The following is a 26,182-nucleotide window of genomic DNA, read 5'->3' on the forward strand; positions in this document are numbered from 1 at the left end:
GCACCACCCGGCTCAGCCGCGCAGCAGCGCGGGCAGCCACAGCGACAGTTCGGGGAAGAAGGTGACGATCACCAGCACCCCCAGCGCGGCGAACCAGAACGGCCAGATCGACCGCATGCTCTCGCCGACGCTGATCTTGCCGATCGCCGTGCCGATGAACAGCACCGAGCCCACCGGCGGGGTGACCAGGCCGAGGCCACCGGTCAGCACCAGCACCAGGCCGAAGTGGATCGGGTCGATCCCGTAAGCCTTGGCCACCGGCAGGAAGATCGGCGTGCAGATCAGGATCATCGGCGCCAGGTCCATGAAGGTGCCCAGCAGCAGCAACATCACCACGATCATCAGCAGCACCATGAACTGGCTGTGCGCGAAGGACTGCAGGAAGTCCACCGCGGCCGCCGGCACCTGCAGGTAGGCCAGCAGCCAGCCGAACACGGCGGCGGTGGCGATCACGAACAGGATCACCCCGGTGCTGCGTGCGGCATGGGTGACCGTGCCGAGGAACTCGCGCCAGTTGAGCTGGCGATACAGCACGGTGGTGACCAGCAGCGCGTAGACCACCGCGATCGCCGCGCTCTCCACGGCGGTGAAGATGCCGGCGCGGATGCCGATGAAGATCAGCGCGACCAGGCCCAGGCCGGGCAGGGCCGAGACCATCCGCAGCAGCACCGCGCGCCAGCCCGGAAACACTTCCACGCCGTAGCCACGGCGGCGCGCCACCACGTAGCCGGTGACCATCAATGCGAGGGTCATCAGCAGGGCCGGCACGATGCCCGCGGCGAACAGGTCGGCGATCGACAGCCCGCCCCCGGCCGCCGCCGAGAACAGGATCAGGTTGTGCGAGGGCGGCACCAGCAGCGCGACCAGCGCGGCGGTGATGCTCACGTTGACCGCGAAGTCGCGGTCGTAACCGCGCTTGACCATCTGCGGGATCATCGTGCCGCCCACCGCCGAGACATCGGCGATGGCCGAGCCGGACACGCCGCCGAAGAACAGCGAGGACAGGATCGAGACCTGGCCCAGGCCGCCGCGCATGCGTCCCACCAGCGAAGACGCCAAGGAAATCAGGCGCTCGGAGATACCGCCGCGCATCATGATTTCACCGGCGAAGATGAACAGTGGAATGGCAATCAGCGAGGCCGAGCCGGTGCCGGCGGAGATCTGCTGGACCAGCACCAGCGTGGGCAGGTCCAGGTACCACAGGGTGGCCAGCGCGGCGGCGGCCAGGGCGTAGGCGACCGGCACGCCGAGCAGCAGCAGTAGCGCGAAAACAGTAAAGAGGATCGTGATGCCCATGGTTCAGCGGTCTCCCTCGGCAACGGTGGCGGCGTCGGCGGGTCGCACGGCCTGCACCATCTGGTTCACGGCGAAGATCGCCATCAGCGCGCCGCCCACCGACAGCGGCAGGTAGTTGATGCTCTGCGGCAGGTTGGCGCCGGCGGCCTTGATGTCCAGGCCGTCCAGCAACAGCACGGCGGCCCACCAGGCGATCACCACGCCCAGCACGGCCACCACCAGCGCGGAGAATACCTCCACGGCGCGACGCAGGCCGGCGTGCATGTGCGCGGCCAGCAGGAAGAAGCCGAAGTGGCGGCGGGTATGTACGCCGGTGGCCGCGCCCAGGCTCATCGCGGTGGCCAGCAGCAGCAGCGTGACCGGCTCGGTCCAGCTGGGCGAATCGTTGATGACGTAGCGGGCAAAGACCTGCCAGCCCTGCACCACCACCAACCCGAGCAGGGCCAGCACGGCGATGTGGATGGCCACCTCGGCGATGCCATTGAGCAGGCGTTGGGGCGCGCTGGGGACGATCACGAGCGGTTCGGAAGCGGTATCGGACATCGCGGCAGGCCTCAGGCGAAGTCGCGGATGCGACGGGTGAGCGCGGCCAGCTCCGGCTGCTGCAGGTACTGCTGCAGCAGCGGATCGGCGGCCTTGCGGAAGGCGGGCATGTCGACCGCGTTGAACTGGATGCCGAAGTCGGCCACCGCCTGGCGGGCGCTGTTTTCCGAGGCATCCCACTGCTGGCGCATCACGTTGACCGATTCACGCGCGGTCTCCAGCAGCAGCTGGCGGTCGGCCGGGCTGAGCTGCTCGAAGCTGTCGCGCGACATCAGCAGCACGTCCGGCGCATAGGAATGGTCGCTCTGCGACCAGTAGTGCGCGGCCTCGAAATGGCGGCTGGAGTGGAAGCTGCGCATGTTGTTTTCCGCACCGTCGATCATGTGCGTCTCCATGCCGGAGAAGGTGTCGCCCAGCGACATCGGCGTGGGATTGGCACCGAGCAGGCGCATCAGCTGGATGAAGATGTCCGAGGACGCCACGCGCAGCTTCAGGCCGTGCAGGTCCTTGGGTTCAACGATGGGATGCTTGGTGTTGTAGAAGCAGCGCGCGCCGGAATCGTAGATGGCCAGGCCGACCAGGTCGCGCGTCTCGAAGCCACGCAGCACCGCATCGGCGATGCCGCCGTCCAGCGCGCGGCGCATGTGCGCCACCGATTCGAACACATACGGCAGGCACAGGGCCTGGGTCAGCGGGAACGCATTGTTGAGCGCGCCGGAGTACACCCGGGTGATGTCGATGGCGCCGAAGCGGGCCATGTCGATCGCCTCGGATTCGCGACCGAGCTGGCCGGAGTGGTACTGGCGCAGCTTCAGGCGCCCCCCGGTCTTCTGTTCGAGCTGCTGGCCGATCCACTTCACCGCGGTCACGGTGGGGTAGTCGGCCACGTGCACGTCGGTGGCGGTCAGCAGGTGCGCGCCCGGCACGTCGCTGCCGGTGCTGCGCGAACACGCCGACAGCACGGGCACGCTCAGCGCGCCCAGACCGGTGGCAAGGAAATTTCTGCGAGTGAACATCTGCGCCCTCCCAAGCGGACTGTCCATGGCTGCGCGGTTTACCCGGCAGCGATGGCCCTGCAGGTAATGTCGCCGTAGCCGGCGAAACGGATCAATGCCTGTTGCCCAACGGCGATGTCGTGGATGCCGGTGGCGTTGCCGCTGGCGATCAGGTCGCCGGCCTTGAGCGGCCGCCCACGCTGCGCCGAACGCGCCAACGCGAAGGCGTAGGCGGTACGCAGCCCACCGGGCAGCAGGGTGGCACCGCCGGTGCCGACCACCTCGCCCTCGATGCGGGTTTCCGCGCGCAGGTCGGCGTCATCCAGGGCGGTCCAGTCGGGGATTTCCCCGCCCAGCACCAGGCCGTTGTTGTTGCCGAAGTCGGACACCACCACGCGCGGGCCGAGCTGGTTGATGGTGGCCAGCGGGCTGCTGGCCACTTCCACGCCATAGAACAGCTTGGCCGGCAGGGCTTCGGCTTCCTCGGCGGTCCAGTGCAGCTTGTCGGCCGGCGCGTCTTCCAGCAGCTGGATCACGAACTCGGCCTCGACCGCGCCGAAGCCGCCGACGAACACCGGGATGTCCACTGTTCCACCGGTGGCATTCCAGAGCCGGCGGGAGAAGATCGGGCCCAGCAGGCGGTCGTCGCCCGAGCTGTCGCGGCGCTCGGCCGCGATGTAGCCGACCTTCCAGCCGACCACCGTGTCGTCCCACAGGTCGATCGCCTGGTCCTGCACGCGGTAGGCGGTGACCAGGTCCGGCGGGATCTGGCCGGGGAAATCGGGCACTGCGCGGCCCTGCTGGCGGGCGCCGACGAAGGCGCGGGCGATCTCGCCCAACCCCTGGTCTGGCAGGTCGTGTGTGCCGTGATCGTTGCTCAAGCGGGTCTCCCGGTGAATGGTGCACTGCCCATCGACAGCGTCTGGATGTGCTGTATATGGTAAACCGGTGTCATTGGCAATGTGCAGCGCGTCAGAACGCTGCGGCCGGGGCACCATGGACCCGATGCCCCTGATCACGAGGACACCTGCCGCTATGTTCCGCGCCGTTCTGCTGCCCTTGCTGGCCTGCCTGTTGCTGGCAGGCGCTCCGTCGCCCCTGCGCGCCGCCGAACGCAGCGTGCCGGCCACCGAACCCGCCGTCGGCAGCGCCGACCGCATCGCGCTGTGGCCGGCCGGGCAGGTGCCGGGCGAATCCGGGGCGCCGCGCACGCCGCACGTCATCGAGCGCAGCGATGACCCGACATTGCCGGACCGCTACATCGACGATGTGGATGCGCCCTATCTGGTCGCCTACCGGCCCAAGCACCCCAACGGCAGCGCCCTGCTGGTGATTCCCGGCGGCGGCTACCAGCGCATCGTGCTGGACAAGGAAGGCACTGCGCTGGTGCCGGCCTTCGTCGAGCGCGGCGGGGTAACCCTGTTCGTGCTGCGGTATCGGCTGCCGGCCGGGCGCAGCGATCGCCAGGCCGCGCTCGCCGATGCGCAGCGCGCACTGCGGCTGATCCGCGACCGCGCGAAACGCTGGCAGCTGGATCCAGGCCGCATCGGGGTGATCGGCTTCTCCGCCGGCGGCCATGTCGCCGCACGCTTGAGCACCGGCTTCGACCTGCCGGCGTACCCGGCGCGCGATGCGGTCGACCGCCAGAGCGCGCGGCCGGACGTGGCCCTGCTGCTGTACCCGGTGATCGACATGGGGCCGCATGCACACAGCGGCTCGCGCGCTCGACTGCTCGGCGAGCATCCGGATGCGGCCTTGGTGGCGCAGTTCTCGATGCAGGACCACGTGCGCGCCGACATGCCGCCCACCTTCCTGGTACATGCGCAGGACGACAAGGTGGTGTCGGTGCACAACAGCCTGGTCTATTACCAGGCGCTCACCCGGGCCGGTGTTGCCAGCGAGATGCACCTGTTCCCGCAGGGCGGGCATGGCTTTGGCGTGCGCATCCAACCCGGACTCACCACCGCGCAGTGGCCCACGCTGGCCCTGCAGTGGATGCAGGCACGGTACGCACCGGTCGCGGAGGCCCGCCCATGAGCGATTCGCCCGCCGATCTGCAGCGCCGCCGCTTCCTGCGCGACAGCGCGCGTTACGCAGCGATGCTCGCCGCTGGCAGCGTGCCGCTGCTGTCGACCGCCGCCCCTGCCGTGCCCGGTCCGCGCCAGGCCGCCGCGCCGCTGGCGACGGTGCGCAGCGGACGCCTGCGCGGCCAGGCCGAGCACGGGGTGAACGTGTTCCGCGGTGTTCCCTACGGGGCCGACACGCGCGCGCGGCGCTTCCTGCCGGCGCTGCAGGAGCTGCCGTGGCGCGGCGTGCGCGATGCCAGCGCGTACGGGTCGTCCGCCCCGCAGGGTGGCAGCGATGGCCCGGGCAGCGAAGACTGCCTGTACCTCAACGTGTGGACGCCGGCGCTGCGCGACGGCGGCAAGCGGCCGATCCTGTTCTATATCCACGGCGGTGCCTACAACAACGGCTCGGGCAGCGATCCGCTGTACGACGGCAGCGCGCTGTGCCGCCGCGGCGACGTGGTGGTGGTGACGGTCAACCACCGCCTCAACGTGTTCGGTTATCTGTACCTGGGCGCCTTCGGCGACCCGGCCCTGGCCGGCTCGGGCAACGTCGGCCAGCTCGACCTGGTGCAGGCGCTGCAGTGGGTGCGCCAGCACGCACAGGAGTTCGGCGGCGATGCCGGCAACGTCACCGTGTTCGGCCAGTCCGGCGGCGGTGCCAAGATCGCCACGCTGATGGCGATGCCGGCCGCGCGCGGGCTGTTCCAGCGCGCCTGGACCATGAGCGGCCAGCAGGTGACCGCGGCCGGGCCGCGTGCGGCCAGCCAACGCGCACGGATCGCGATGCAGGCAGTGGGTGCGAATGATGTGGCCGCGCTGCGTGCGCTCTCGACCGAGGCGCTGCTGGCGGCCACCCGCGCGCGCGATCCGTCGCGGGTGGAAGACACCGGCCTGTATCTCGGCCCGGTGCTGGACGGCGCAGTGCTGCCGGTGCATCCGTTCTGGCCGGAGGCAGCCGCGCAGTCGGCGGGCATCCCGATGGTGATCGGCAACACCCATGATGAAACCCGCGCCTTCCTCGGCAACGACCCGGCCAACTTCGCCCTGACCTGGGAAACCCTCCCGGCCAAGCTGGAGAAGGAGCAGTACACCGACCTGCTGTCGTCGACCGTGATCGCGGAATACCGGCGCCTGTACCCGCACTACACGCCGTCGGAGGTGTTCTTCGCCGCTACGACCGCCGGGCGCTCCTGGCGCGGCGCGGTCGAGGAGCTGGAGGCGCGCGCACGCCAGGGCGCACCGACCTGGGCGTACCAGCTGGATTGGGGCTCACCGCTGGACGGCGGCCGATTCGGGGCGTTCCACACGCTGGATATCCCGCTGGTGTTCGACACCACCGGCCAACCGGGATCGCGCACGGGCGGGGGCGATGACGCCCGGCAGGTGGCCGCGTCGATGAGCGAGGCGTTGATCGCGTTCGCGCGGCACGGCGATCCCCACCATGCGGGGCTGCCGCGCTGGGACAGGTATTCGCTGGAGCGCCGCGAGACGATGCTGTTCGACCGGGTTCCACGCCAGGCCAACGATCCCCGCGGTGGCGAGCGCGAACTGTACCGGCAGGCGCCTTTCATCCAGCGCGGAACGTTCGGGTGAGGCGCACGGGGGGTGAATACGTCATGGCACGCGCGTCGTTTGATAGACGTTTGGGACTTTTTCGTCGACTTTGATCTGCGTTGCGCTTGATTTGACCCGATCTGTCGTGATTCCCGTCAAACACCGCGTTCACCGCAATCGCCTAGACTGGGGGCATGCAAGATTTCCGCGACCCGTTTCCCCCGTTTCATGGACGTGATCGATTGATCGCCGCCGTCGATCACGCGGTCCAGCACGATGATGCCCACCAGATCGCCGCGACGCTGCGCCATGCGCTGCGCGAGGCGATCGCCGACAGCCGCATCCAGTTGCCGGCCTGCGTACACCACCCGATCGAGGACCACTACGCGCGCCGCGAGCTGTACCGCAGCGCGGCGCACGGCTACAGCATCGTGGCGATGAGCTGGGGGCCGGGGCAGGGCACGCCACTGCACGACCACAGCGGCCTGTGGTGCGTGGAAGGGGTGTGGCTGGGCCAACTGGAAATCACCCAGTACCAGCTGCTGGAACGCGACGGCGAGCGCTTCCGCTTCCGCGCACAACCGGCGATCCTCGGCGACTGCGGCAGCGCCGGCAGCCTGATCCCGCCGCACGAGTACCACACCATCCGCAATACCAGCGCCGACGACCTGGCGATCTCGGTCCACGTCTACCAGGGCGAAATGACCCGCAGCGCGGTGTTCGAGCCCGACGGGGGCGACTGGTACGCGCGCCGCGTGCAGGTGATGGAAACAGACGCGGCGTGATCCGGTAGTGCCGCGTCATGCTCGGCAGCAGCGCAATGCGGCGTGGTTCATGCCCTCTCTGCGTTTCGGCCGGTTGTCTTCTGCCAAGGGCAGCCGAGCGTGGCTCGGCTCTACCCGGGGTGGCGTGGGTGTGGGTGTGGGCGTGGATCATCCCGCGGTGCTTGGTGAAATGACCCGCAGCGCGGTGTTCGAGCCCGATGGCGGCGACGGGGACGCAGGCCGCGTGCAGGTGATGGACACCGACGCGGCGTTATCCGGTAGTGCCGAGCCATGCTCGGCAGCAGCGCAATGCGGCGTGGGTCATGCGCCGCTCTCCACGTGCGGGCCGGTTGTCTTCTGCCAAGGGCAGCCGAGCGTGGCTCGGCTCTACCCGGGGTGGCGTGGGTGTGGGCGTGGGCGTGGGCGTGGATCATCCCGCGGTGCTTGGTGAAATAACCCGCAGCGCAGTGTTCGAGCCCGATGGCGGCGACGGGTACGCACGCCGCGTGCAGGTGATGGACACCGACGCGGCGTGATCCGGTAGTGCCGGGCCATGCTCGGCAGCAGCGCAATGCGGCGTGGGTCATGCGCCGCTCTCCACGTGCGGGCCGGTTGTCTCCTGCCAAGGGCAGCCGAGCGTGGCTCGGCTCTACCCGGGGTGGGCGTGGGCGTGGGTGTGGATCATCCCGCGGTGCTTGGTGAAATGACTCGCAGCGCGGTGTTCGAGCCCGACGGGGGCGACTGGTACGCGCGCCGCGTGCAGGTGATGGACACCGACGCGGCGTGATCCGGTAGTGCCGAGCCATGCTCGGCAGCAGCGCAACGCGGCGTGGGCATGCGCCGCTCTCCACGTGCGGGCCGGTTGTCTTCTGCCAGGAGCAGCCGAGCGTGGCTCGGCTCTACCCGGCGTTACCCGGCGTGGCGTGGGCGCGGGCGTGGATAATCCCGTGATGCTTCCGGAGTTTCCGATGTCCATTCATCCGTTCCAACAGGTCAACGTGTTCAGCGCCGATCCGCTGCTGGGCAATCCCCTCGCGGTCGTGCTCGATGCCGCCGGTATCGACGAGGCGCGCATGGCGGCGTTCGCGCGCTGGACCAACCTGAGCGAGACCACCTTCGTGTTGCCGCCCACCGATCCGCGCGCGGACTACCGGGTGCGCATCTTCACCACGCTGGAGGAACTGCCGTTTGCCGGCCACCCGACCCTGGGCAGCTGCCATGCGTGGCTGGCGCAGGGCGGGGTGCCGAAGGGGCAGGAGATCGTGCAGGAGTGCGGGATCGGCCTGGTGCGTATCCGCCACGGCGAGACCGGGCTGGCGTTCCTGGCCCCGCCACTGCTGCGCGGCCGGGCGCTGGACCCGGCGGTGCGCGAGCGCGTGCGCGCCGGTCTCGGCGTGCGTGTGGAGGACGTGGTGGACGCGCGCTGGGTGGAAAACGGCACCGGTTGGCTGGCACTGCGCCTGCGTGACCGCGCCACGGTGCTGGCGCTGCAGCCGGACTACACGCAGCTGGACGGACTGAAGGTCGGGGTGTTCGGGCCGTGGCAGCCAGGCGACGGCGACGCGGCACAGTTCGAGAGCCGCGCCTTCATCGCTGGCGACGGCGCGCCGGAGGATCCGGCCACCGGCAGCCTCAATGCGGGTATCGCGCGCTGGTTGCTCGAGGAAGGGCAGGTGCCGGACCGCTATGTGATCAGCCAGGGCACCGTGCTGGGGCGTGCCGGGCGGTTGCAGGTGGAACGGGTGGGCGATGCGCTGTGGATCGGCGGGGCCTGCGTGACCTGCATTGCGGGCACGGTCACGCTGTAACGGGGATTGGGCGCGGCAGGGTCGCACCCCGATCGACCGCCGGTATCCTCTGGCGGCACGGGAACGGGCTGAGCCCCACCGCACGCCGCGTTGCTGCGTTGTTGCGCTGCGCCGCTGCGCCGCTGCGCGCGTCAGTCCAGCACGACCACATTGTTGCGCTGGGTCACTTCGGCACCCCCGTCGGCCAGCATCACCCGCACGCGCAGGCCGCGGTGCTTTCCCGACGGCAACGGCAGGCTCAGCGTATGGGTCTTCGGCAACAGGTCGCTGGGCGCGGCCATCGCCGGCACGTCGGCACGCGCGAGTTCGCGGCCGTTGCCGTCCTCCAGCAGCGCCACGCCTGCGCCAGTGCCCACATGCCCCAGGCTGTGCACGGTTACCTGCACCTGGCCGGCGTCCACGCGTACATCGCCGCGGCCGATGCCCAGGTCCGGGCGCTGCTCGACCGGCTGCCCGGCCTGCACCAGTTCGAACTCGAACACCTGTGCCTGCCCCGGCACGAACCGCAACGTGGTGGACGCGCTGCGTTCGAGCGCCAGCTCACGCACGCTGGCCTTGCCGTCGATGCGGTCGTCGCCATCGCGATCCACGCCGCTGGTCATCCGCCACTGCCCCGCCGTGACGTTCCAGGCGGTCATGTCCGCATCCACCGCACGCTTGCCGAGGTTGTAGGCGATCACCTTGAAGCGCGCCGGCGACGGCGCGTGCACCAGCAGCGCCACCTGCTCGGCGGCATCGGGCTGGGCGAAGCGCCAGCTCACGGTGTGCCCCGGCCAACTCTGGTTGCGCTTGAGCGCGATACCGCCGAGCCGCGCGCGCTGCAGGAACTCGCTCGGCGCTTCGACCCGGTCGGACCACCAGTGGCCTTCGGTATTCATGTACTCGCGCTGCGCCTTGGCCTGGATGCCGTCGGCGTGCAGGGCTTCGAGGTATTTCTTGTCGCCAGTGGCCTGCCACGCCATCAGGCTGGAGAAGCCGGTGTTGCCGGCGTCGGCATCGGCGATCAGGCGTGGGTTCCATTCCGCGCCACGGCCCAGTACTTCCACGTAGTTCTCGCCCAGGTTGGCCAGCGCGCCGGGGCCGCCGCGTTCGACGCGGTAATCCAGCGCCTTGAGGTACCTGGCGTCGCCGCTCCAGCGCCACGCGGCCCAGAAGGTATGCATGACATCGCCACCGCCGGAACCGTTGTTGAGCTCGCCGCCACGGGTCTTGCCGGTGGCCCAGCTGATCTCGTTGGGCAGGGTCCAGCGGCCTTTGTCGTCGGTGTAGGCGTGGGCCAGGTAGCTGTCGGCCAGGCCGGTGACGAGTTTGCGGCTGGTGGCATCGGCGTTGTACTGGCCGACCAGGAACGCCGGATGCAGCGCGGGGAACGAGTACGGCTTCTGCCACTGCCAGTTGGGTTCGCGGTAGACCTTGTTGCCGCCGTACCAGTTGCTGGAGAACAGCAGGTGGCCCTGCGGGTTGGGCAGGATGATGCGTTCGTCGAACGCCTTCACCGTCTCCATCAGCCGCTCGACGGTGAGCGGGTCGCCCCAGTTGAGGTAGAGCATGGCGCTGTTGGTATTGATGCCTTCCTCGTAGGCATGCAGTTCGTCTGTCTCGATGGTGCTCAGGCCGTTGCTGAACATGCCATTGCGGTACACCGCATCGGACAGCGCGGTGAGCGAGGCATTGAGCCGGTCCGGCTGCACGCCCATCAACGCCAACCCGGGCCATTGCTGGGTGAGGTCGGAATCATCGGAGATGCCGCCACCGAAATCGCCGTAGGCGATCTGGCGGTTGTCGATCCACCAGTCCACGAAGCGGCGCACGTACTTCAGGTCCTCGGTCTGGGCGAACGCCCACTGCGGCACGCCCTTGGGTGCTACCGGCGCGGTGAACGGCGGTTTGCCCTGGCTGTTGTAGCTGATGTAGTTCCAGTACAGGCGGCCGAGTGCGTGGTCCGGGTCGACCCGCAGCAGATCGGTCAGGTCGGCGTAGACGCGTGCATACAGGCGCTGGCGCTTGGACGTGGTGTGCTCTTCGACCAGGAAGCCCCAGTTGTCGCGCGCCTGGTTGAAGCGGTCGGCCACGTGTTCCTGTTTTGCCGCTTCGCGGTCCTTGTAGACCATGCGGATCTCCGCACCGTCCAGCGAGGTGGCATTGAAGCCCGGCGCGGCCGAGGCGATGGACAGCCACAGGCTGTCGGCGGTGAGGATGCGGTCGCGCAGGTCCAGCCACAGCGTGCGCCTTTCGCCCGGCTTGACCGATACCGACACATCGATCATGTCGCGCGCCGGCCAGATCGGGTCCTTGATGCGGATGTTGAGCGGGATCAGGCCGTTGTTGGTCGCCGGCAGATCCAGGGCGGGCAGGTCGATGGCCACGCCATCCAGCCCGTCGTGCATGTTCTCCCAGCTGTAGGCCCAGCTGCGGATCAGCGGCTGGGCAGCCGGCGCGTCGCCCACGCCCGAGGGAATCAGCACGTGCACGATCGGCAGCGGCTGCGCGGGCAGGGTATCTGCGCTGCGGCGGCGCGAACCGGCACCCTTGGGCAGGGCCATCACCGTGCTGCGTTCGGCCACCGGGAAGCGCCCGTCGATGTACTGCCGCAGGCTGGCGATGTTGAGGTAATCGGGCAGGGCCTGGCTGTCGATGACGTAGCGCTGCTTGACCGTGCCGGCGGGCTCGGCCGCCGCACCGACGTCGTAGGCCCAGATTTCCTGGATCGGGGTTTCCTGTTCGGTATTGCGGAAGTGCAGTACGCCGCCGGTCTGCGCGGGGATGTCATCGACGCTGCGCACCACGCCCGGGCGGCGCTGCAGCAGCGGCGTCGGCGGTTGGCCGTCGTCGCTGTGGCTGAGCGAGCCGAACGCAGCGCCGCGCACTTCGATGCGGTTGACTGTCTCGCCCGCCGGCAGGGTCAGGTCGAGCTGCTTCCCGCCGTCGACGTACGTGTTCCAGTCCGGCAGCTGGAAATAGTCGTTGCGGCCGGGCAGTCGCGAGCGGTTGTAGACGCCGGGCCAGGTGGTCTCGGCGATGCCGTCGGTGGCCTTCCACATCCACTGCTTGTGGTCCTTGGTATCGGCGAACTCGACCTTGCGGATGCGCGTGGTCGGTGCGGTCAGCGCCGGTGGCGCCGCGCTGTCCCAGCCGAAGCGATGGCGCCAGGCACGCATCGGATCGGGCGCGGCCACGGCCGTGGTCGGTGCCGTATTGCGTGCCAGCGCGGCCATGCCGGCCGGGTCGAGCAGGCGATCGTAGACGCGGATCTCGTCCAGGTCGCTGCCACGCAGGAAGTTGTAGCGGCTCTGCACCTGGTAGGGCGCCATCACCCGCCCGGCCAGGCCCAACTGGTCGAGCGCGGCGTCGTAATCGGCGGTGGTGTCCTGGCGTGCCACTTCCTTGCCGTCGACGTACAGGCGTACGCCGTGGTCCTCGTCCCAACCGAAGGCGATGTGCTGCCACTGCTGCGGCGAGGGGGCATGGTCGAGCGCGAAGGAAACCCGCGTGCGCGCCAGGTTGGCGTCGGTGACGAACGCGTCGAAGCCGTGGCCGTTCCAGTCGATGCGCAGCCAGGCCATGTCCCAGCTGCTGTGGTCGGCGTAGCCGACCCGGAAGATCACGAACGGCGCTTCACCCACCGCATAGCGCGGGCGCCAGAAGAAGCCGAGCGTGCCACGCTGGGCCTGGATGTTGCCGGGCGCGTTCCACGCGAGCACGCCGTCGTCTTCCCACTGGATCGCCGATCCGCGCGCGCCATCGGGCACGCGTTTTACCTTGTCCAGGAAATTGGGGACCGCATCGCCCTGCACGGTGTCGGCGGTGAAGCCGTTGTCGGCCGAGACGTGGAACAGCAGCTGCGGTGCCGGCTGTGCCCAGGCCCCGGCGCTGCCTCCCAGCAGCATCCACAGCAGGCTGGCCGAAAGACGGGTGCGACGGAGCGAACGGACAGCGTGCAGCGGCATGGCAGGTTCCTTTCGACAGCTCAACGTTACGGCGGTGGCGCGGGGAGCTGGATCGACGGCAGTGCCAATGCGCTGCGTGCGGGCGCGCAGCCTCCCCGCCGCGTGTCCTGCACGCAACGCACGCTAGCAAAGCCGACGTTCCCCAACATCTTGCGACGCAACAGCGGCGGCGCGATCGCTCACGCCGCCGCCGTCTGGCGTGGATCAGAACTTGTAACGCACGCCGAGCATGAATTGACGCCCCGTCTCGGTGTACTGCAGCGGCAGCTGGCCGGTGGACGGCGAGTAGACCCACTCGTCGCTGGCTTCGTTGGTCAGGTTCATGCCTTCCAGGCTCAGCTCCAGCTTCTCGTTGATCGCGTAGCGGATCGAGGCGTCGATGAAGGTGGTGCCGGTCATGCCGTGGTAGCCGTCGAGGTTGAAGCCGGCTTCCGTGCCCGTCACCTGGGTCAGGTAGTCGTCGCGGTTGGTCGCCGAGACGCGGCCGGAGAACACCTTGCCCTCGTAGAACAGCGTGGCGTTCCACGAGTTGCGCGACAGGCCGGTGAGATCGGCCTTCAGCACCGGCTGGCCGCTGGAGTTGATGTACTGGATCTGCGAATCGACCCAGGTGTAGTTCAACTGCACGCCCAGGTTGGACCACTTGCCCGGCAGGAAGGTGAACGGCTGGGTGTAGTTGACCTCCACGCCCTTGAGCTCGCCGCCCGGCGTGTTGACCGGCTTGGTGTAGGTGAAGTCGCTGTCCGGGCTGGCGCCGGTGCCGATCAGCAGCGCGTCGGGCAGGCCGCTGAAGCTGTACGGGTGGGTTTCGCGGGTGGTCTGGATGAAGGTCTCGATGTCCTTGTAGAACAGACCGACACCGGCCATCGCCCCTTCGGCGAAGTACCACTCGAAGCCGAGGTCCACGTTGGTCGCGCGGATCGGGTCCAGGTCCGGGTTGCCGGTGGCGATGGTGCGCGCCGCGCCGGCCACGGCCACGGTGGAACCGGGGGTCAGGTTGCCCAGGCCCGGACGGCTCATCACCTTGGCCGCGCCGAGGCGGATCAGGAAGTCCGGGGTGATTTCCGCCACCAGGTTGAACGAGGGCAGGGTGTCGTCGTAGGTGCGCTCGGCGGTGGTGGACACCGTGGTGGTGGTCAGCGTGGACAGGCCGGTGGCGGTCTGCTTCGTGCGCACATAGCGCACGCCGACGTTGCCCGAGAACGGGATGCTGCCCAGCTCGGTGGAGAACTCGCCCATCAGGTAGCCGCCACGATCCTCTTCGTCCACGCTGCGCACGTTGTTGGCGCGCGGGGCGACGGCGAAGATGCCGCTGTTGCTGTAGATGTCGAACTGGTCGGCGATCGCATCAAGGTTGGGCACCACCCAGTTGTTGGGGCTGCCGGTGATGCCCTTCAGGCCTTCCTGCTGGGTCATGTCCACCGGCACGATCTTGCTGCCGTTGGGGAAGTTGGGCACGGCCAGCTCGCTGGCGCGGCGCAGCTCGACCGTCTTGAAGGTGTAGTTCTTGGCCAGGATGCCGCCCTTCAGGCGGAAGCCGGGGCTGATGTTCCAGTTGAAGTCGATCTGGCCGGTATCGAAGTCATTGTCCACGTACTGCGGGCGCAGGCGGATTTCGGCCAGTTCCCAGCCCGCCGGATTGGTCGGGTCGATGCCGTAGTTCAGCGTCGGGAACCGGCTGTTGCCCCGGTAGTCGTAGCTGTAATTGTCGACGTCGTACTTGTCCATGATGATCGTGGTCTGGATCGGGTTCTCGTGCTTGGAGCGCGAGATGCCGACCTTGCCGGACAAGGTGAAGTCATCGCCGAAACGGTGCTGGCCGTTCAGCGCGATCTGCTTGAATTCGGTGCTCCACTCGTCATGGCGGTTTTCGGTGCGGATGTCGACGTTGTCGAACTCACCGTAGACCAGGGCGTTGTTCTCGATCGCGCCGTTCTTGACGATCATCGCCGGCTTGCCGACCAGGCGCGGGGTGGTGCTGGTGCCGCGGCTGAAGGAAATCGCCTCGATGTAGTGCTCGTCGCGCTTGGCGTCGATCTTGGAGTACAGCGTGTCCAGCGAGATTTCGGTCGATTCGGTCGGCTTCCACTGCAGGGTGCCGGTGACGCCCAGGCGCTTCTGCTCGTGTTCCATCTGCACGTAGCGCGGGAAGCGCGGATGGTAGACGTTGGCACTGCGCGCGGCGGCGAACGGCGAGGCGGCGTTGAAGTTGTTGTTGCTCGGGCCGTTGGCCCAGCGGCCGGTGTTGGAGCCTTCCTCCAGCGCCTGGCGCTCGGAGTAGGCCACCGACAGCAGCGCACCGAAGGTGCCATCGGCGAAGGTGTTGGAGATCAGTGCGGCCACGCGCGGGTCGGCCTTTTCGGCCATGGCGTTGTAGCTGGCCTGGCCGCTGGCGGCGAACGTGAAGCCGTCGTAGTCGAACGGGCGCGCGGTGCGCAGGTCCACGGTGGCGCCCAGCGAGCCTTCCTCGACATCGGCCGAGGCGGTCTTGCGCACCAGCAGCTGCGAGAACAGGTCCGAGGCGAACACGTTGAAGTCGAAGCCGCGGCCGCGGTTGGTGCCGCCGCTCTGGTCGCCGGCGCCGACGGTGGTCAGCGCTTCCATGCCGTTGATGCGCACGCGGGTGAAGTCCGGGCCCAGGCCACGCACGGAGATGTTGCGGCCTTCGCCGGCTTCGCGGGTGATGACCACGCCGGGGATGCGCTGCAGCGATTCGGCCAGGTTCAGGTCCGGGAACTTGCCGATGTCTTCGGCGACAATCGCATCGACCACGCCGGCTTCGCCGCGCTTGATGTCCAGCGCCTTCTCGACGCTGGCGCGGTAGCCGGTGACTGTGACCGTGTCCAGGTCGGTGGGCGTTTCCTGGGCCAGCGCGGTACCACTCAGCGCCAGGCCGATCGACAGGGCAAGCAAGGTAACCGGTGTCTTTTTCTGGATGTTTCGAGATTGCATGTTTTCCCTCTCCCAAGGTGCTACATGAAACAGCTATCCGGCGACATGTCAGTGCAATGACACCGCTGGTCAGGGCGGACGTTAACAGCCCGCTCCAGAAGGAGCATCTTGCAGCGCAACAGATTTTGAATGTCCCTTGGAGGCTTGCGGGACAATGCTTTCGACATTCCGCCCGGTGGACGGCTGGCGCCGCAAGGCTAGAATGACACCGCTAGCCATTCCGCTTGGGCGGCTTTCCACCGGCCCTGGCCTTCACAAGGATCCACCACCATGAGTCGTGTCGTCTGTTTTGGAGAATTGTTGCTGCGCATGAGCGCGCCCGGCCGTGAGGTGCTGCTGCAGAGCGCGCAGCTGGCGGTGCACGCCGGCGGTGCGGAGGCCAATGTCGGCGTCTCGCTGGCGCACCTGGGGCACGCGGTGGCGATGGTCAGCACGCTGCCGGACAACCCGCTGGGCGGCTTCGTCGCCGGCGAACTGCGCCGGCACGGCGTGGACACCGGCCACGTGCGGGTGCGGCCGGGGCGCATGGGCCTGTACTTCCTCACCACCGGCGCGGTGCAGCGCGCCAGCGAAGTGGTCTACGACCGTGCCGACTCGGCGTTCGCCAGCGGCAGCGCCGCCGACTACGACTGGGACGCGCTGCTGGTCGGCGCCGACTGGCTGCACCTGTCCGGGGTCAGCCCGGCGCTCAACCCGGCGATGGCCGAGGCCACGCTCGCCGCGGCGCGCGCGGCCTGCGCGCGCGGGGTGAAGGTGTCCTTCGACGGCAACTTCCGCCCATCGCTGTGGGCGCGCTGGCAGGGCGACGCGGCCGGCATCCTGCGCGACCTGTTCGCCTGTGCCGACGTGGCCTTCGCCGACTACCGCGACATCGGCGTGGTCCTCGGCGGCGACTTCCCGCAGGCGCAGCTCGCCGAGCGTGTCGATGCGGCGGCGGCGCAGGCGTTCGCCGCCTTCCCGCGGCTGCAGTGGATGGCCTGCACCCAGCGTACGCCGCACAGCGTGGACAACCATGCGCTCGGGGCGATGCTGCTCGGGCGCGACGGTACCCGTGCAGTGGCACCCACGCGCGAGATGATCGGCATCGTCGACCGCATCGGCGGTGGCGATGCCTTCGCCGCCGGCATCCTGCATGGCATGATGCGCGGCTTCGCGCCGGACGCGATCGTGCGCTTCGGCCTGGCCGCAGGCTGCCTGAAGCACTCCATTCCCGGCGACTTCAACCCTGTCAGCGAGGCTGACATCATGGCCCTCACGGGCGAGGAGCGATTCGATGTCCGGCGCTGATCCGCGCGTACGCGCAGTCCTGAAACTGGCCCCGGTGATTCCGGTGTTCACCCCGGAAAACGTCGACGATGCCGTCGAGGTAGCGCGCGCGCTGTTCAACGGCGGGCTGCCGGTGATCGAGGTGACCCTGCGTACGCCGGTGGCGATGGAGGCGATCAAGGCGATGGTGGACGCCGTGCCCGACGCGGTGGTCGGCGCCGGCACCGTGCTGAGTGCCGCGCAGATGGAACAGGTGAAACAGGCCGGTGGCCGCTTCGCGGTGGCCCCGGGCGCGACCCCGCGGCTGTATGCCGCCGCGCGCGATAGCGACCTGCCGTTCCTGCCCGGCGTCGCCACGTCCTCCGAACTGATGCTCGGGCTGGAACAGGGCCTGGATACCTTCAAGTTCTTCCCGGCCGTGCAGGCCGGTGGTGCCGCGATGCTCTCGGCCTGGAGCGGGCCGTTCGGCGACGTGCGGTTCTGCCCCACCGGCGGGATCAGCGCGCAGACCGCGCGCGATTTCCTGCACCTGCCCAACGTGCTGTGCGTGGGCGGTTCCTGGCTGACCACGCGGGCGCTGCTGCAGGCCCGCGACTGGGCCGGGATCGAACAGCTGGCGCGCGATTCGGCCGCCCTGGTCGGCTGAGGCGGAGCGCCGGTTCAGTGCCGGTGGGCGGCCTCGCCGAGGCGGCGGTACAGGGTGCTGCGGCTGATACCCAGCGCCCGCGCCGCCTGCGCCACATTGCCCTCACTGGCGGCCAGCGCGTCGCGCATCGCCGCCAGGGTCATCGCCTGCAGTCCTGCGTCAGCGCCACGCGCCGGCGCCACCGCTGGCGCGGGCATGCGGACCTGGGCCGGCAGTGCGTCCAGGCCGATGGCCTCACCGGGGTCGCTCAATGCCACCAGCGTGCGCAGACACGCGCACAGTTGGCGTACGTTGCCTGGCCAGGCGTGCGCGGCCAGCGCCGCCTGCGCCGCGGGCTCCAGCACGCGGCCCTGGCCCAGGCGTGCCCACAGCCCGGCCACCAGGGCGGGGCGGTCGGCATGCTCGCGCAACGGCGGCAAGGTGACGGTGTGGTCGGCGATGCGGTAGTACAGGTCGCTGCGGAACCCGCCGGCCTGCATGGCCTGGTCCAGGTCGCGGTGGGTGGCGCAGATCAGCGCGAAATCCAGTTGGACCGGCTTTCCACCGCCCAGCGGCGACAGCGTGCGTTCCTGCAGGACCCGCAACAGGCGCGGCTGCAGGGCCAGCGGCATGTCGCCGATTTCATCCAGGAACAACACCCCGCCCTGCGCCTGGCGCAGCAGGCCCGGGCTGCCTTGCCGGCGCGCGCCGGTGAACGCGCCCTCTTCGTAGCCGAACAACTCGGCTTCGATCAGGCCCTCGGGCAGCGCCGCGCAGTTGACCGCCACGAATGGCTTGCCGGCACGCATGCTGCGCCGGTGCAGTTCACGCGCGACGACGTCCTTGCCGGTCCCGGTCTCGCCCTGCAGCAGTACCGGCAGCTGCGCATCCAGCACGCGGCAGGCCCGCTCCAGCACGCGCTGCTGGTCGGCATCGAACAAGGGCGTGGCATCCACCGGGGCGACACGGCGCGTCGGCACCGGCAGGGCGGCGGGCGCACGCCCGGGGGCAGGGACCCGCGCCGGCGCGTGGCTGCGATCGTCCAGGTGACCGTACAGCGCGCGGCCCTGGCGGTCGATCAACGCGCCATCGTCGTGCAGCCGCGCCAGCGGCCCATCGAACAGCGCCGCATACGGTGCGTGGCCGATATCGGCATGCTCCAGCCCGAACAGCGCCAGCCCGGCGCGGTTGGCCGCCACCAGCCGCCCGCTGCGGAAGCCGAGGATGCCTTCGCGCGCGGTGCCCAGCAGGGCCGCATCATGGTGCAGGCGCAGCAGCTGGCAATCGGCCAGCCCGCTGTCGAAGTAGCGGTGCTCGATGTGCGCCACCGCCTGCCGCGCCAGGACCCGCGCATGCAGGTGCTGCAGGCGCGCATCGCCGGAGATGTCCAGCACGCCCACGCGCTGGCCGTAGGGGTCGAAGATCGGCGTGGCCGAGCAGGTCAGGATGCCGTGCGGGGCGAAGTAGTGTTCGCCGCCGCGCACTTCCACCGAGCGGCCTTCGACGATCGCGGTGCCGATCGCGTTGGTGCCCACCGTGGTCTCATCCCAGCGCACGCCCGGCATCAGCGCCACGCGCCCGGCTTTGTCCAGGAAGCCAGGGTTGCCTTCTGCGTCGAGGATCCAGCCATCCTCGTCGGTGAGCAGCACGATGCTGCCGGCCGCGGCGATATCGGCCGCCAGGCCGTCCAGCTCCGGGCGTGCCAGGCGCCACAGCTTCTGCTGGCGCTCGCGCAGTTCGCGCAGGCGCGCATCCGGCAGCGGCTCCACCTCCGGCTGCGCATCCACCGACAAGCCGCCTCGCAGGCAGCGTTGCCACGACTGCAGGATGGTATCGGGGACGATGCCGACCGGCGCCGCGCCGCGCTCGAAGAACGAGCGGCGCGCATTGCCGACGCGGTGCTGGAGCGGAAGCTGGGACACCTGATTCTCCAGTGTCGCACTCTGCGACAGTTGTAGCGGGACCTGTTCCGATAAACAGCACAGCCGGCGTTACCGCGCAATGACCTGCCGTGCTGCACTGCCACAGATTCGATGGGTCGCGTGCGGCACCGCACGGCATGAGCGGGTGCCGCAGTGCAGCAGGGCAAAGCTGGCATCGTCCTTGCGGCAGGGAAGGGACCCCGATGGGCCTTTTCACCTCTGCCGGAGACACCCCGATGAACGCTGTCACGTCCGCCAAGCCGCACGCCACCGATCCGCAGTCCATCTTCAAGCCGCGCTACGGCAACTACATCGGCGGGGAGTGGGTGGCCCCGCGCAGCGGCCAGTACTTCGAGAACACCACCCCGGTGACCGGCAAGGTGTTCACCGAGGTGGCGCGCTCCAATGCCGAGGACATCGAGGCCGCCCTCGACGCCGCGCACGCCGCCAAGGCCGCCTGGGGCCAGACCTCGACCACCGAGCGCGCCAACATCCTCAACCGGATCGCCGACCGCATCGAAGAGAACCTCGAGCTGCTCGCGCATGCCGAGACGTGGGACAACGGCAAGCCGATCCGCGAGACGCTCAACGCCGACGTGCCGCTGATGGCCGACCACTTCCGCTACTTCGCCGGTGCGGTGCGCGCGCAGGAAGGCAGCCTGTCGGAGATCGACAAGGACACCGTCGCCTACCACTTCCATGAGCCACTCGGCGTGGTGGGGCAGATCATCCCGTGGAACTTCCCGATGCTGATGGCCGCCTGGAAACTCGCCCCGGCGCTGGCGGCCGGCAACTGCGTGGTGCTCAAGCCGGCCGAGCAGACCCCGGCCTCGATCCTGGTGCTGATGGAGGTCATCGGCGACCTGCTGCCCAAGGGCGTGCTCAACGTGGTCAACGGCTTTGGCGTGGAGGCGGGCAAGCCGCTGGCCTCCAACCCGCGCATCGCCAAGATCGCCTTCACCGGCGAGACCACCACCGGCCGTCTGATCATGCAGTACGCCAGCCAGAACCTGATCCCGGTGACGCTCGAACTGGGCGGCAAGTCGCCGAACATCTTCTTCGCCGACGTGATGGCCGAGGACGACGACTTCCTCGACAAGGCCGTTGAAGGCTTCGTGCTGTTCGCCTTCAACCAGGGCGAGGTGTGCACCTGCCCCTCGCGCGCGCTGATCCAGGAATCGATCTACGAGAAATTCATGGAGCGTGCGCTCGCGCGCGTGGCCGCGATCAAACAGGGCAATCCACTCGATCCCGCCACCATGGTCGGCGCACAGGCCTCCTCCGAGCAGTTGGAAAAAATCCTCTCCTACTTCGACATCGGCCGGCAGGAAGGTGCGCAGGTGCTGATCGGCGGCGAGCAGGCCAAGCTCGACGGCGACCTGGCCGGCGGCTTCTACGTGAAGCCGACCGTGTTCAAGGGCCATAACAGGATGCGCGTGTTCCAGGAGGAGATCTTCGGGCCGGTGGTCTCGGTGACCACGTTCAAGACCGAGGAGGAAGCGCTGGAGCTCGCCAACGACACCCTGTACGGCCTGGGCGCCGGCGTGTGGAGCCGCGATGCCTCGCGCCTGTACCGCATGGGCCGCGGCATCCAGGCCGGGCGGGTCTGGACCAACTGCTACCACGCCTACCCGGCGCACGCGGCCTTTGGTGGCTACAAGCAGTCGGGCATCGGTCGCGAGAACCACAAGATGATGCTCGACCACTACCAGCAGACCAAGAACCTGCTGGTCAGCTACTCGCCGAAGAAGCTGGGCTTCTTCTGAGCCCCCGGTTGATTCCGATCAAGGCGCCGGCATGAGGCCGGCGCCACAGTGCCGTCATTGGCAATCCACGGAGATCCACGCATGAACAAGACCATGAAGGCCGCGGTCGTCCGCGAGTTCGGCACGCCGCTGCGCATCGAGGAGGTCGAGGTGCCGCGTCCCGGCCCGGGCGACATCCTGGTGAAGATCGAAGCGTGTGGCGTGTGCCACACCGACCTGCACGCGGTCGACGGCGACTGGCCGGTCAAACCCAATCCTCCGTTCATCCCCGGCCATGAAGGCGTCGGCCACGTGGTCGCGGTGGGTGCGGGTGTGCGCCATATCCGCGAAGGCGACCGCGTCGGCATCCCGTGGCTGTACTCGGCCTGCGGCCACTGCGAGCACTGCATGGGCGGGTGGGAAACCCTGTGCGAAGCCCAGCAGAACACCGGTTACTCGGTCAATGGCGGCTTCGCCGAATACGCCCTGGCCAACGCCGATTACGTGGGCCTGCTGCCCAAAAACGTGGGCTTCATCGAGGTGGCGCCGATCCTGTGCGCCGGCGTCACCGTGTACAAGGGCCTGAAGGTCACCGACACCCGGCCCGGGCAGTGGGTGGTGATCTCCGGGATCGGCGGGTTGGGCCACATGGCCGTGCAGTACGCCAAGACGATGGGGTTGAACGTGGCGGCGGTGGATATCGACGATGGCAAGCTTGCGCTGGCCGAGCGACTCGGCGCGACGATCACTGTCAACGCGCGCAACACCGACCCGGCCGCCTTCCTGAAGAAGGAGATCGGCGGTGCGCATGGCGCGCTGGTCACGGCTGTCTCGCCGAAGGCCTTCGAGCAGGCGCTGGGCATGGTCCGCCGTGGCGGCACGGTCTCGTTGAACGGCCTGCCACCGGGCAACTTCCCGCTGGATATCTTCGGCATGGTGCTCAATGGCATCACCGTGCGCGGCTCGATCGTCGGCACCCGGCTGGACCTGCAGGAATCGCTGGAATTCGCCGAGCAGGGCAAGGTGGCCGCCACGGTCACAAGCGATTCGCTGGAGAACATCAACGACATCTTCGCGCGCATGCAGGCCGGCAAGATCGAGGGCCGCGTGGTGCTGGACATGAGCGCGTAACCGGCTGCGCGTTGCCGTCCTGCGTCGCTTCTCCTCTCCCGGCGGCAGCAGGACGGCAGCGCCGGTTCTTCCGTCCTGCCGGCCATGGGCCGGCGCCCATGGCACCCGATCATGACCGACCTCCCGCTCCAGGTGATGGCCACGCTGCCGGCGTTGCGACTGATCGAGACGCTGCAGGCTCGCCATGGCGACCTGCTGTTCCACCAGTCCGGCGGCTGCTGCGACGGCTCCTCGCCGATGTGCTTCGCGCAGGGCGACTTCATCGTCGGCGATCGCGACGTGCGGCTGGGCGACATCGGCGGCGCGCCGTTCTACATCAGTGCCTCGCAGTTCGAGTACTGGAAGCACACCCAACTGATCATCGACGTGGTGCCCGGGCGTGGCGGCATGTTCTCGCTGGAGAACGGCGAGGGCGTGCGCTTCCTGGTGCGCTCGCGGCTGTTCAGCGATGCCGAGTTCGCCCGGCTCAGGGACGCCGGCAAGGCCTGAGCCTGCGCAGGCGTCCATAATGGGCGCCCTGCCCGTGCCCTGGATCGCCATGTCCGCGTTGTCGCTTGCCAAGACCGCCGTGCTCTCCGTGCTGTGCGTGGTGGTGGCGCTGTTCGTGCTCGGCATGGTCAGCGGCGCCGCCGGCTGGATCGCGCCGTGGATCGGGCTCGGCGAGGGCGGGCAGGCACGGCTGGGCTGGGACCTGGCCTGGACCATCCTCGGTGGCGCGGCCGCCACCGCGTTCGCCGCGCGCTATGCACCGAAGGCGCCCTACGTCCACGGGGGCGTGGTCTGGGCGGTGATTGCCGCCGCATCGGTCTATGCGGCCTGGGACCTGGGCAGCGAGTTCCCGTTCTGGTTCGTGGTGGTGCTGCTGGTCTCGCTACCGGTGCAGGCGGCCGGGATCTGGCTGGGCGCGCGCTGCCGACCGCGTTGAGGGTCATGCACGGCGAGGCAGGGCCGCCTCCGCGCGCGTGTCGGGAAGGCGGGTGGAAGGGCGACGGTGCTGCGGTGGATCAGGCCCCGGGCAGGACCTGCTTCACCGTGTCGATGCCCTCCCACGGGTCCTGCTTCAACCGCTGCGCCCGCTGCAGGGCCTTGGCCAACGGGAACGCATCCGGTGCGCTTACCCGGCCCAGCTCTTCCCAGCGCAGCGGCACCGCCACGCCGGCACCGGGCCGGGCGCGCAGCGACCAGGAACACACGCTGGTGGCACCGCGCGCATTGCGCAACCAGTCGATGAAGATCACCCCCGTGCGCTTGGCCTTGCTCATGGTGGCCACGTAGCGGTCCGGGGCATGCTCGGCCATGGCCTGGGCGAAGGCCTCGCAGAACACCTTGGCCTGCGCCCAGTCGGCCTTGGGCTGCAATGGCACCACCACGTGCACGCCCTTGCCGCCGGACAGGCGTACGAAGCTCTGCAGGCCGGTCTCCAGCAAGCGGTCGCGGATATCGCGTGCGGCGGTCTTGACCTGCGTCCAGCTGACGCCCTCGCCAGGGTCCAGGTCGAACACCAGCCGGTCCGGGTGCTCGGGGTCGGCCACCGTGGCGCCCCATGGGTGCAGCTCCAGCGTGTTCATCTGCACCACCTGCAGCAGGCCCTGCACATCCTCGATGTAGAGGTAGTCCTCGCGCCCGCTCTTCTGTTCCAGCGGGATGGCCTGCACCGCCTCGCCCAGGCCGGTGCCGTGGTGCTTCTGGAAGAAGCAGGGTTTGTCCGCCCCATCAGGGCAGCGCAGCAGCGACAGCGGCCGGCGCGCCACCTCGGGCAGGATCCACCGTGCCATCTGCCGGTAGTAGTCGGCCACCTCGCCCTTGGTGATTTTCGCCTTGGCGAACACCACGCGCTCGGGGTGGCTGATGTTGACGTCACCCGCGTCGTCATCGGCACCGCGGGTTGCCGCCGCGGCGCTGGCCTTGGTCCGGGTCTTGCTGGCGTGGGTCTTTTTTTCGGCGGTAGAGGCTTTCCGCGCGCCGCCCAGATCCTTCGCGGCCTTGTCCTCGCGCAGGCGCTTGAAACTGGCCTGGCGCAACAAGCCTTCCTTGGCCCAGCCGCGGAAGGCAACCTCGGCCACCAGTACCGGCGCCACCCAGTGCACGCTGCGCGCGGGGAACGGCACATGCGCGGGCAGGGTGACCGCCGCATCGTCCACGGCCAAGGCGGCGAGCTGCCGGGTCAGCGCGCGCAGCAGCGCATCGTCGAACCCGGTGCCGACACGGCCCACGTAGCGCAGGCCGCCCTTGTCCGGGGTGGCCATCAACAACGAACCAAACCCGCTGCGTGCGCCCTTGGGTTCGGTGTAGCCGACGATCAGGAACTCATCGGTGTTCTCGTGCTTGATCTTGATCCAGGCCGGCGATCGCGCGTTGACGTAGGCGGCATCGATGCGCTTGCTGATGATGCCTTCAAAGCCGGCATCGCCGCTGGCCGCGAACACCTCAGGCCCGTGATCGATCACGTGCTCGCTGTAGGCCAGCGTGCCGGGCGTGGGGCCGATCAGGTCCTTGAGCAGCGCCTTGCGTGCCAGCAACGGCGAGCGGCTGATGTCCACGCCGGCAAGGCCGGGCATGTCGAATGCCACATAGCGCAGCGGTTGTTTCGCCGTGCCGTCGATGACCTTCTGCAGCGCGGTGAAATCGCTGCGACCCTGCGCATCCAGCACCACCAGCTCGCCGTCCAGGCGCAGGTCGCGCACCGGCAGCGCCGACAGCGCCTGCACCACTTCGGGGAAGTCATCGGTCCAGTTCAGGCCACCGCGCGAGCGTAACGACACCACGCCATCGCTGACCTCGGCCAGCAGGCGGTAGCCATCCCATTTGATCTCGTGCAGCCAGCCATCGCCGTCCGGGGCGGTGGCGCGGTGATCGGTCAACTGCGGCTTGAAGCCGGGCGAATAGGGTGTGTCCCGCGCGTCCGGGAGCGCCAGCGCGCGCGCGTGCCAGCGCGCGTCGGCCTTGCGCACCGCCGGTGCCTTGGCGGCTTTCTTCACTGCCTTGCCGGTGCCAGCGCGAGGCGTCGCGGCGGCAGTCCGTTTGCCAGCCGTACGCCGTGCAGGCGCCGTATCGAGCAGGTCGTCGGCCTCGGCATCGCGTGCATCGTCATCGTCGCGTTTGATCAGCAGCCACTGGTGCTGCTTGCCCTTCATCGCGGTACGCACCAGCTTCCAGCCGCCCTTGAGCCGCTCACCGTGCAGGACGAAGTCGAGCTTGCCGGCGGCCATCGCCTCAAGCGGATCGCCGTCGCACGCCCAGGTGCCATGGTCGTACACATCCACGTGTCCGGCGCCGTAATGGCCGGTCGGAATATCGCCTTCAAACGTCGCATAGGACAGCGGATGGTCTTCCACTTCCACGGCAAGGCGCTTCTCGCCCACGCGCAGCGACGGCCCCTTCGGCACCGCCCAGCTCTTAAGCACGCCATCGGCTTCCAGGCGGAAGTCGTAATGCCGTGAACTGGCGTGGTGCAGCTGCACCACGAAGATCGGGCGGCGTGCCTGTGCGGCGCGACGCTCGGCGTCGGGTTCGGGCGTGCCATCGAAGCGGCGTTTGCGACGATATTCCTGCAGTGACATGTGCG

At 68.8% G+C, this 26,182-nt stretch carries 19 protein-coding genes; 11 read left to right on the forward strand and 8 right to left on the reverse strand.

Annotated elements, in window-relative coordinates; genetic code table 11:
• Window positions 1-12: 12 nt before the first annotated feature.
• From M2421_RS14605 to M2421_RS14620, 4 genes are read right to left on the reverse strand one after another with little or no spacing between them, the layout of a single operon-like run.
• Complete coding sequence (locus tag M2421_RS14605; protein WP_259207959.1) at window positions 13-1,296, reverse strand: TRAP transporter large permease; 1,284 nt, start codon at window positions 1,294-1,296, stop codon at window positions 13-15.
• Between the two features lie 3 nt (window positions 1,297-1,299).
• The gene (locus M2421_RS14610) at window positions 1,300-1,839 is read right to left on the reverse strand and encodes a TRAP transporter small permease subunit (RefSeq protein ID WP_259207961.1); all 540 of its coding nucleotides are present in this window, start codon (window positions 1,837-1,839) and stop codon (window positions 1,300-1,302) included.
• An 11-nt stretch (window positions 1,840-1,850) separates the two neighbouring features.
• Window positions 1,851-2,855, reverse strand: coding sequence for a TRAP transporter substrate-binding protein (locus M2421_RS14615; RefSeq protein ID WP_259207963.1), 1,005 nt, complete (start codon window positions 2,853-2,855; stop codon window positions 1,851-1,853).
• Between the two features lie 38 nt (window positions 2,856-2,893).
• The gene (locus M2421_RS14620; RefSeq protein WP_259207964.1) at window positions 2,894-3,715 is read right to left on the reverse strand and encodes a 2-keto-4-pentenoate hydratase; all 822 of its coding nucleotides are present in this window, start codon (window positions 3,713-3,715) and stop codon (window positions 2,894-2,896) included.
• 154 nt (window positions 3,716-3,869) lie between these two features.
• On the opposite strand from M2421_RS14620, the gene M2421_RS14625 reads away from it, so the two are divergent.
• The 5 genes from M2421_RS14625 (at window position 3,870) to M2421_RS14645 (ending at window position 9,029) form a co-directional block, all read left to right on the forward strand.
• Window positions 3,870-4,871 carry an alpha/beta hydrolase gene (locus tag M2421_RS14625; protein WP_310440029.1) on the forward strand — a complete coding sequence of 334 codons (1,002 nt, stop codon included), beginning with the start codon at window positions 3,870-3,872 and terminating at the stop codon, window positions 4,869-4,871.
• The gene (locus tag M2421_RS14630; protein WP_259207968.1) at window positions 4,868-6,496 is read left to right on the forward strand and encodes a carboxylesterase/lipase family protein; all 1,629 of its coding nucleotides are present in this window, start codon (window positions 4,868-4,870) and stop codon (window positions 6,494-6,496) included. The genes M2421_RS14625 and M2421_RS14630 overlap by 4 nt, the downstream gene beginning before the upstream one ends.
• A gap of 155 nt (window positions 6,497-6,651) precedes the next feature.
• On the forward strand, window positions 6,652-7,242 hold the full coding sequence (locus M2421_RS14635; RefSeq protein ID WP_259207969.1) for a cysteine dioxygenase family protein: 591 nt from the start codon (window positions 6,652-6,654) through the stop codon (window positions 7,240-7,242).
• 302 nt (window positions 7,243-7,544) lie between these two features.
• Window positions 7,545-7,757 carry a hypothetical protein gene (locus tag M2421_RS14640; RefSeq protein WP_259207971.1) on the forward strand — a complete coding sequence of 71 codons (213 nt, stop codon included), beginning with the start codon at window positions 7,545-7,547 and terminating at the stop codon, window positions 7,755-7,757.
• 432 nt (window positions 7,758-8,189) lie between these two features.
• Window positions 8,190-9,029: a PhzF family phenazine biosynthesis protein gene (locus M2421_RS14645; protein ID WP_259207973.1), complete on the forward strand. Its 840-nt coding sequence runs from the start codon at window positions 8,190-8,192 to the stop codon at window positions 9,027-9,029.
• A gap of 131 nt (window positions 9,030-9,160) precedes the next feature.
• Here M2421_RS14645 and M2421_RS14650 read toward each other — a convergent pair whose 3' ends face one another.
• Both M2421_RS14650 and M2421_RS14655 read right to left on the reverse strand, forming a co-directional pair.
• Window positions 9,161-12,916, reverse strand: coding sequence for a LamG domain-containing protein (locus M2421_RS14650; RefSeq protein WP_259208238.1), 3,756 nt, complete (start codon window positions 12,914-12,916; stop codon window positions 9,161-9,163).
• A gap of 264 nt (window positions 12,917-13,180) precedes the next feature.
• The gene (locus M2421_RS14655) at window positions 13,181-15,928 is read right to left on the reverse strand and encodes a TonB-dependent receptor (RefSeq protein ID WP_259207975.1); all 2,748 of its coding nucleotides are present in this window, start codon (window positions 15,926-15,928) and stop codon (window positions 13,181-13,183) included.
• Window positions 15,929-16,198: 270 nt separating this feature from the next.
• Here M2421_RS14655 and M2421_RS14660 point away from each other — a divergent pair, with 270 nt between their 5' ends.
• A complete protein-coding gene (locus tag M2421_RS14660) occupies window positions 16,199-17,215 on the forward strand; it encodes a sugar kinase (protein ID WP_259207980.1) in 1,017 nt (338 codons plus the stop codon).
• Complete coding sequence (gene eda, locus M2421_RS14665; RefSeq protein WP_259207983.1) at window positions 17,202-17,840, forward strand: bifunctional 4-hydroxy-2-oxoglutarate aldolase/2-dehydro-3-deoxy-phosphogluconate aldolase; 639 nt, start codon at window positions 17,202-17,204, stop codon at window positions 17,838-17,840. The genes M2421_RS14660 and eda overlap by 14 nt, the downstream gene beginning before the upstream one ends.
• A gap of 14 nt (window positions 17,841-17,854) precedes the next feature.
• On the opposite strand, the gene M2421_RS14670 is transcribed toward eda, so the two are convergent.
• The gene (locus tag M2421_RS14670; RefSeq protein ID WP_259207985.1) at window positions 17,855-19,741 is read right to left on the reverse strand and encodes a sigma-54-dependent Fis family transcriptional regulator; all 1,887 of its coding nucleotides are present in this window, start codon (window positions 19,739-19,741) and stop codon (window positions 17,855-17,857) included.
• A 236-nt stretch (window positions 19,742-19,977) separates the two neighbouring features.
• Between M2421_RS14670 and adh the strand changes: the two genes are divergently transcribed.
• The 4 genes from adh to M2421_RS14690 all read left to right on the forward strand — a co-directional run bounded on the left by adh (window position 19,978) and on the right by M2421_RS14690 (window position 23,542).
• The gene (gene adh, locus M2421_RS14675) at window positions 19,978-21,507 is read left to right on the forward strand and encodes an aldehyde dehydrogenase (RefSeq protein WP_259207987.1); all 1,530 of its coding nucleotides are present in this window, start codon (window positions 19,978-19,980) and stop codon (window positions 21,505-21,507) included.
• Between the two features lie 81 nt (window positions 21,508-21,588).
• Window positions 21,589-22,617 carry an alcohol dehydrogenase AdhP gene (adhP, locus tag M2421_RS14680; protein ID WP_259207989.1) on the forward strand — a complete coding sequence of 343 codons (1,029 nt, stop codon included), beginning with the start codon at window positions 21,589-21,591 and terminating at the stop codon, window positions 22,615-22,617.
• 111 nt (window positions 22,618-22,728) lie between these two features.
• Window positions 22,729-23,106, forward strand: coding sequence for a DUF779 domain-containing protein (locus tag M2421_RS14685; RefSeq protein ID WP_259207992.1), 378 nt, complete (start codon window positions 22,729-22,731; stop codon window positions 23,104-23,106).
• Window positions 23,107-23,125: 19 nt separating this feature from the next.
• Window positions 23,126-23,542, forward strand: a complete 417-nt coding sequence (locus M2421_RS14690) for a hypothetical protein (RefSeq protein ID WP_259207993.1) — start codon at window positions 23,126-23,128, stop codon at window positions 23,540-23,542.
• A 79-nt stretch (window positions 23,543-23,621) separates the two neighbouring features.
• On the opposite strand, the gene ligD is transcribed toward M2421_RS14690, so the two are convergent.
• Window positions 23,622-26,177 (reverse strand): DNA ligase D, encoded by a 2,556-nt coding sequence (gene ligD, locus M2421_RS14695; protein WP_259207995.1) that lies wholly within the window; start codon window positions 26,175-26,177, stop codon window positions 23,622-23,624.
• Between the last annotated feature and the right edge of the window lie 5 nt (window positions 26,178-26,182).

The organism is Stenotrophomonas sp. BIGb0135 (assembly GCF_024810105.1).
Taxonomy (GTDB): Bacteria; Pseudomonadota; Gammaproteobacteria; order Xanthomonadales; family Xanthomonadaceae; genus Stenotrophomonas; species Stenotrophomonas maltophilia_AB.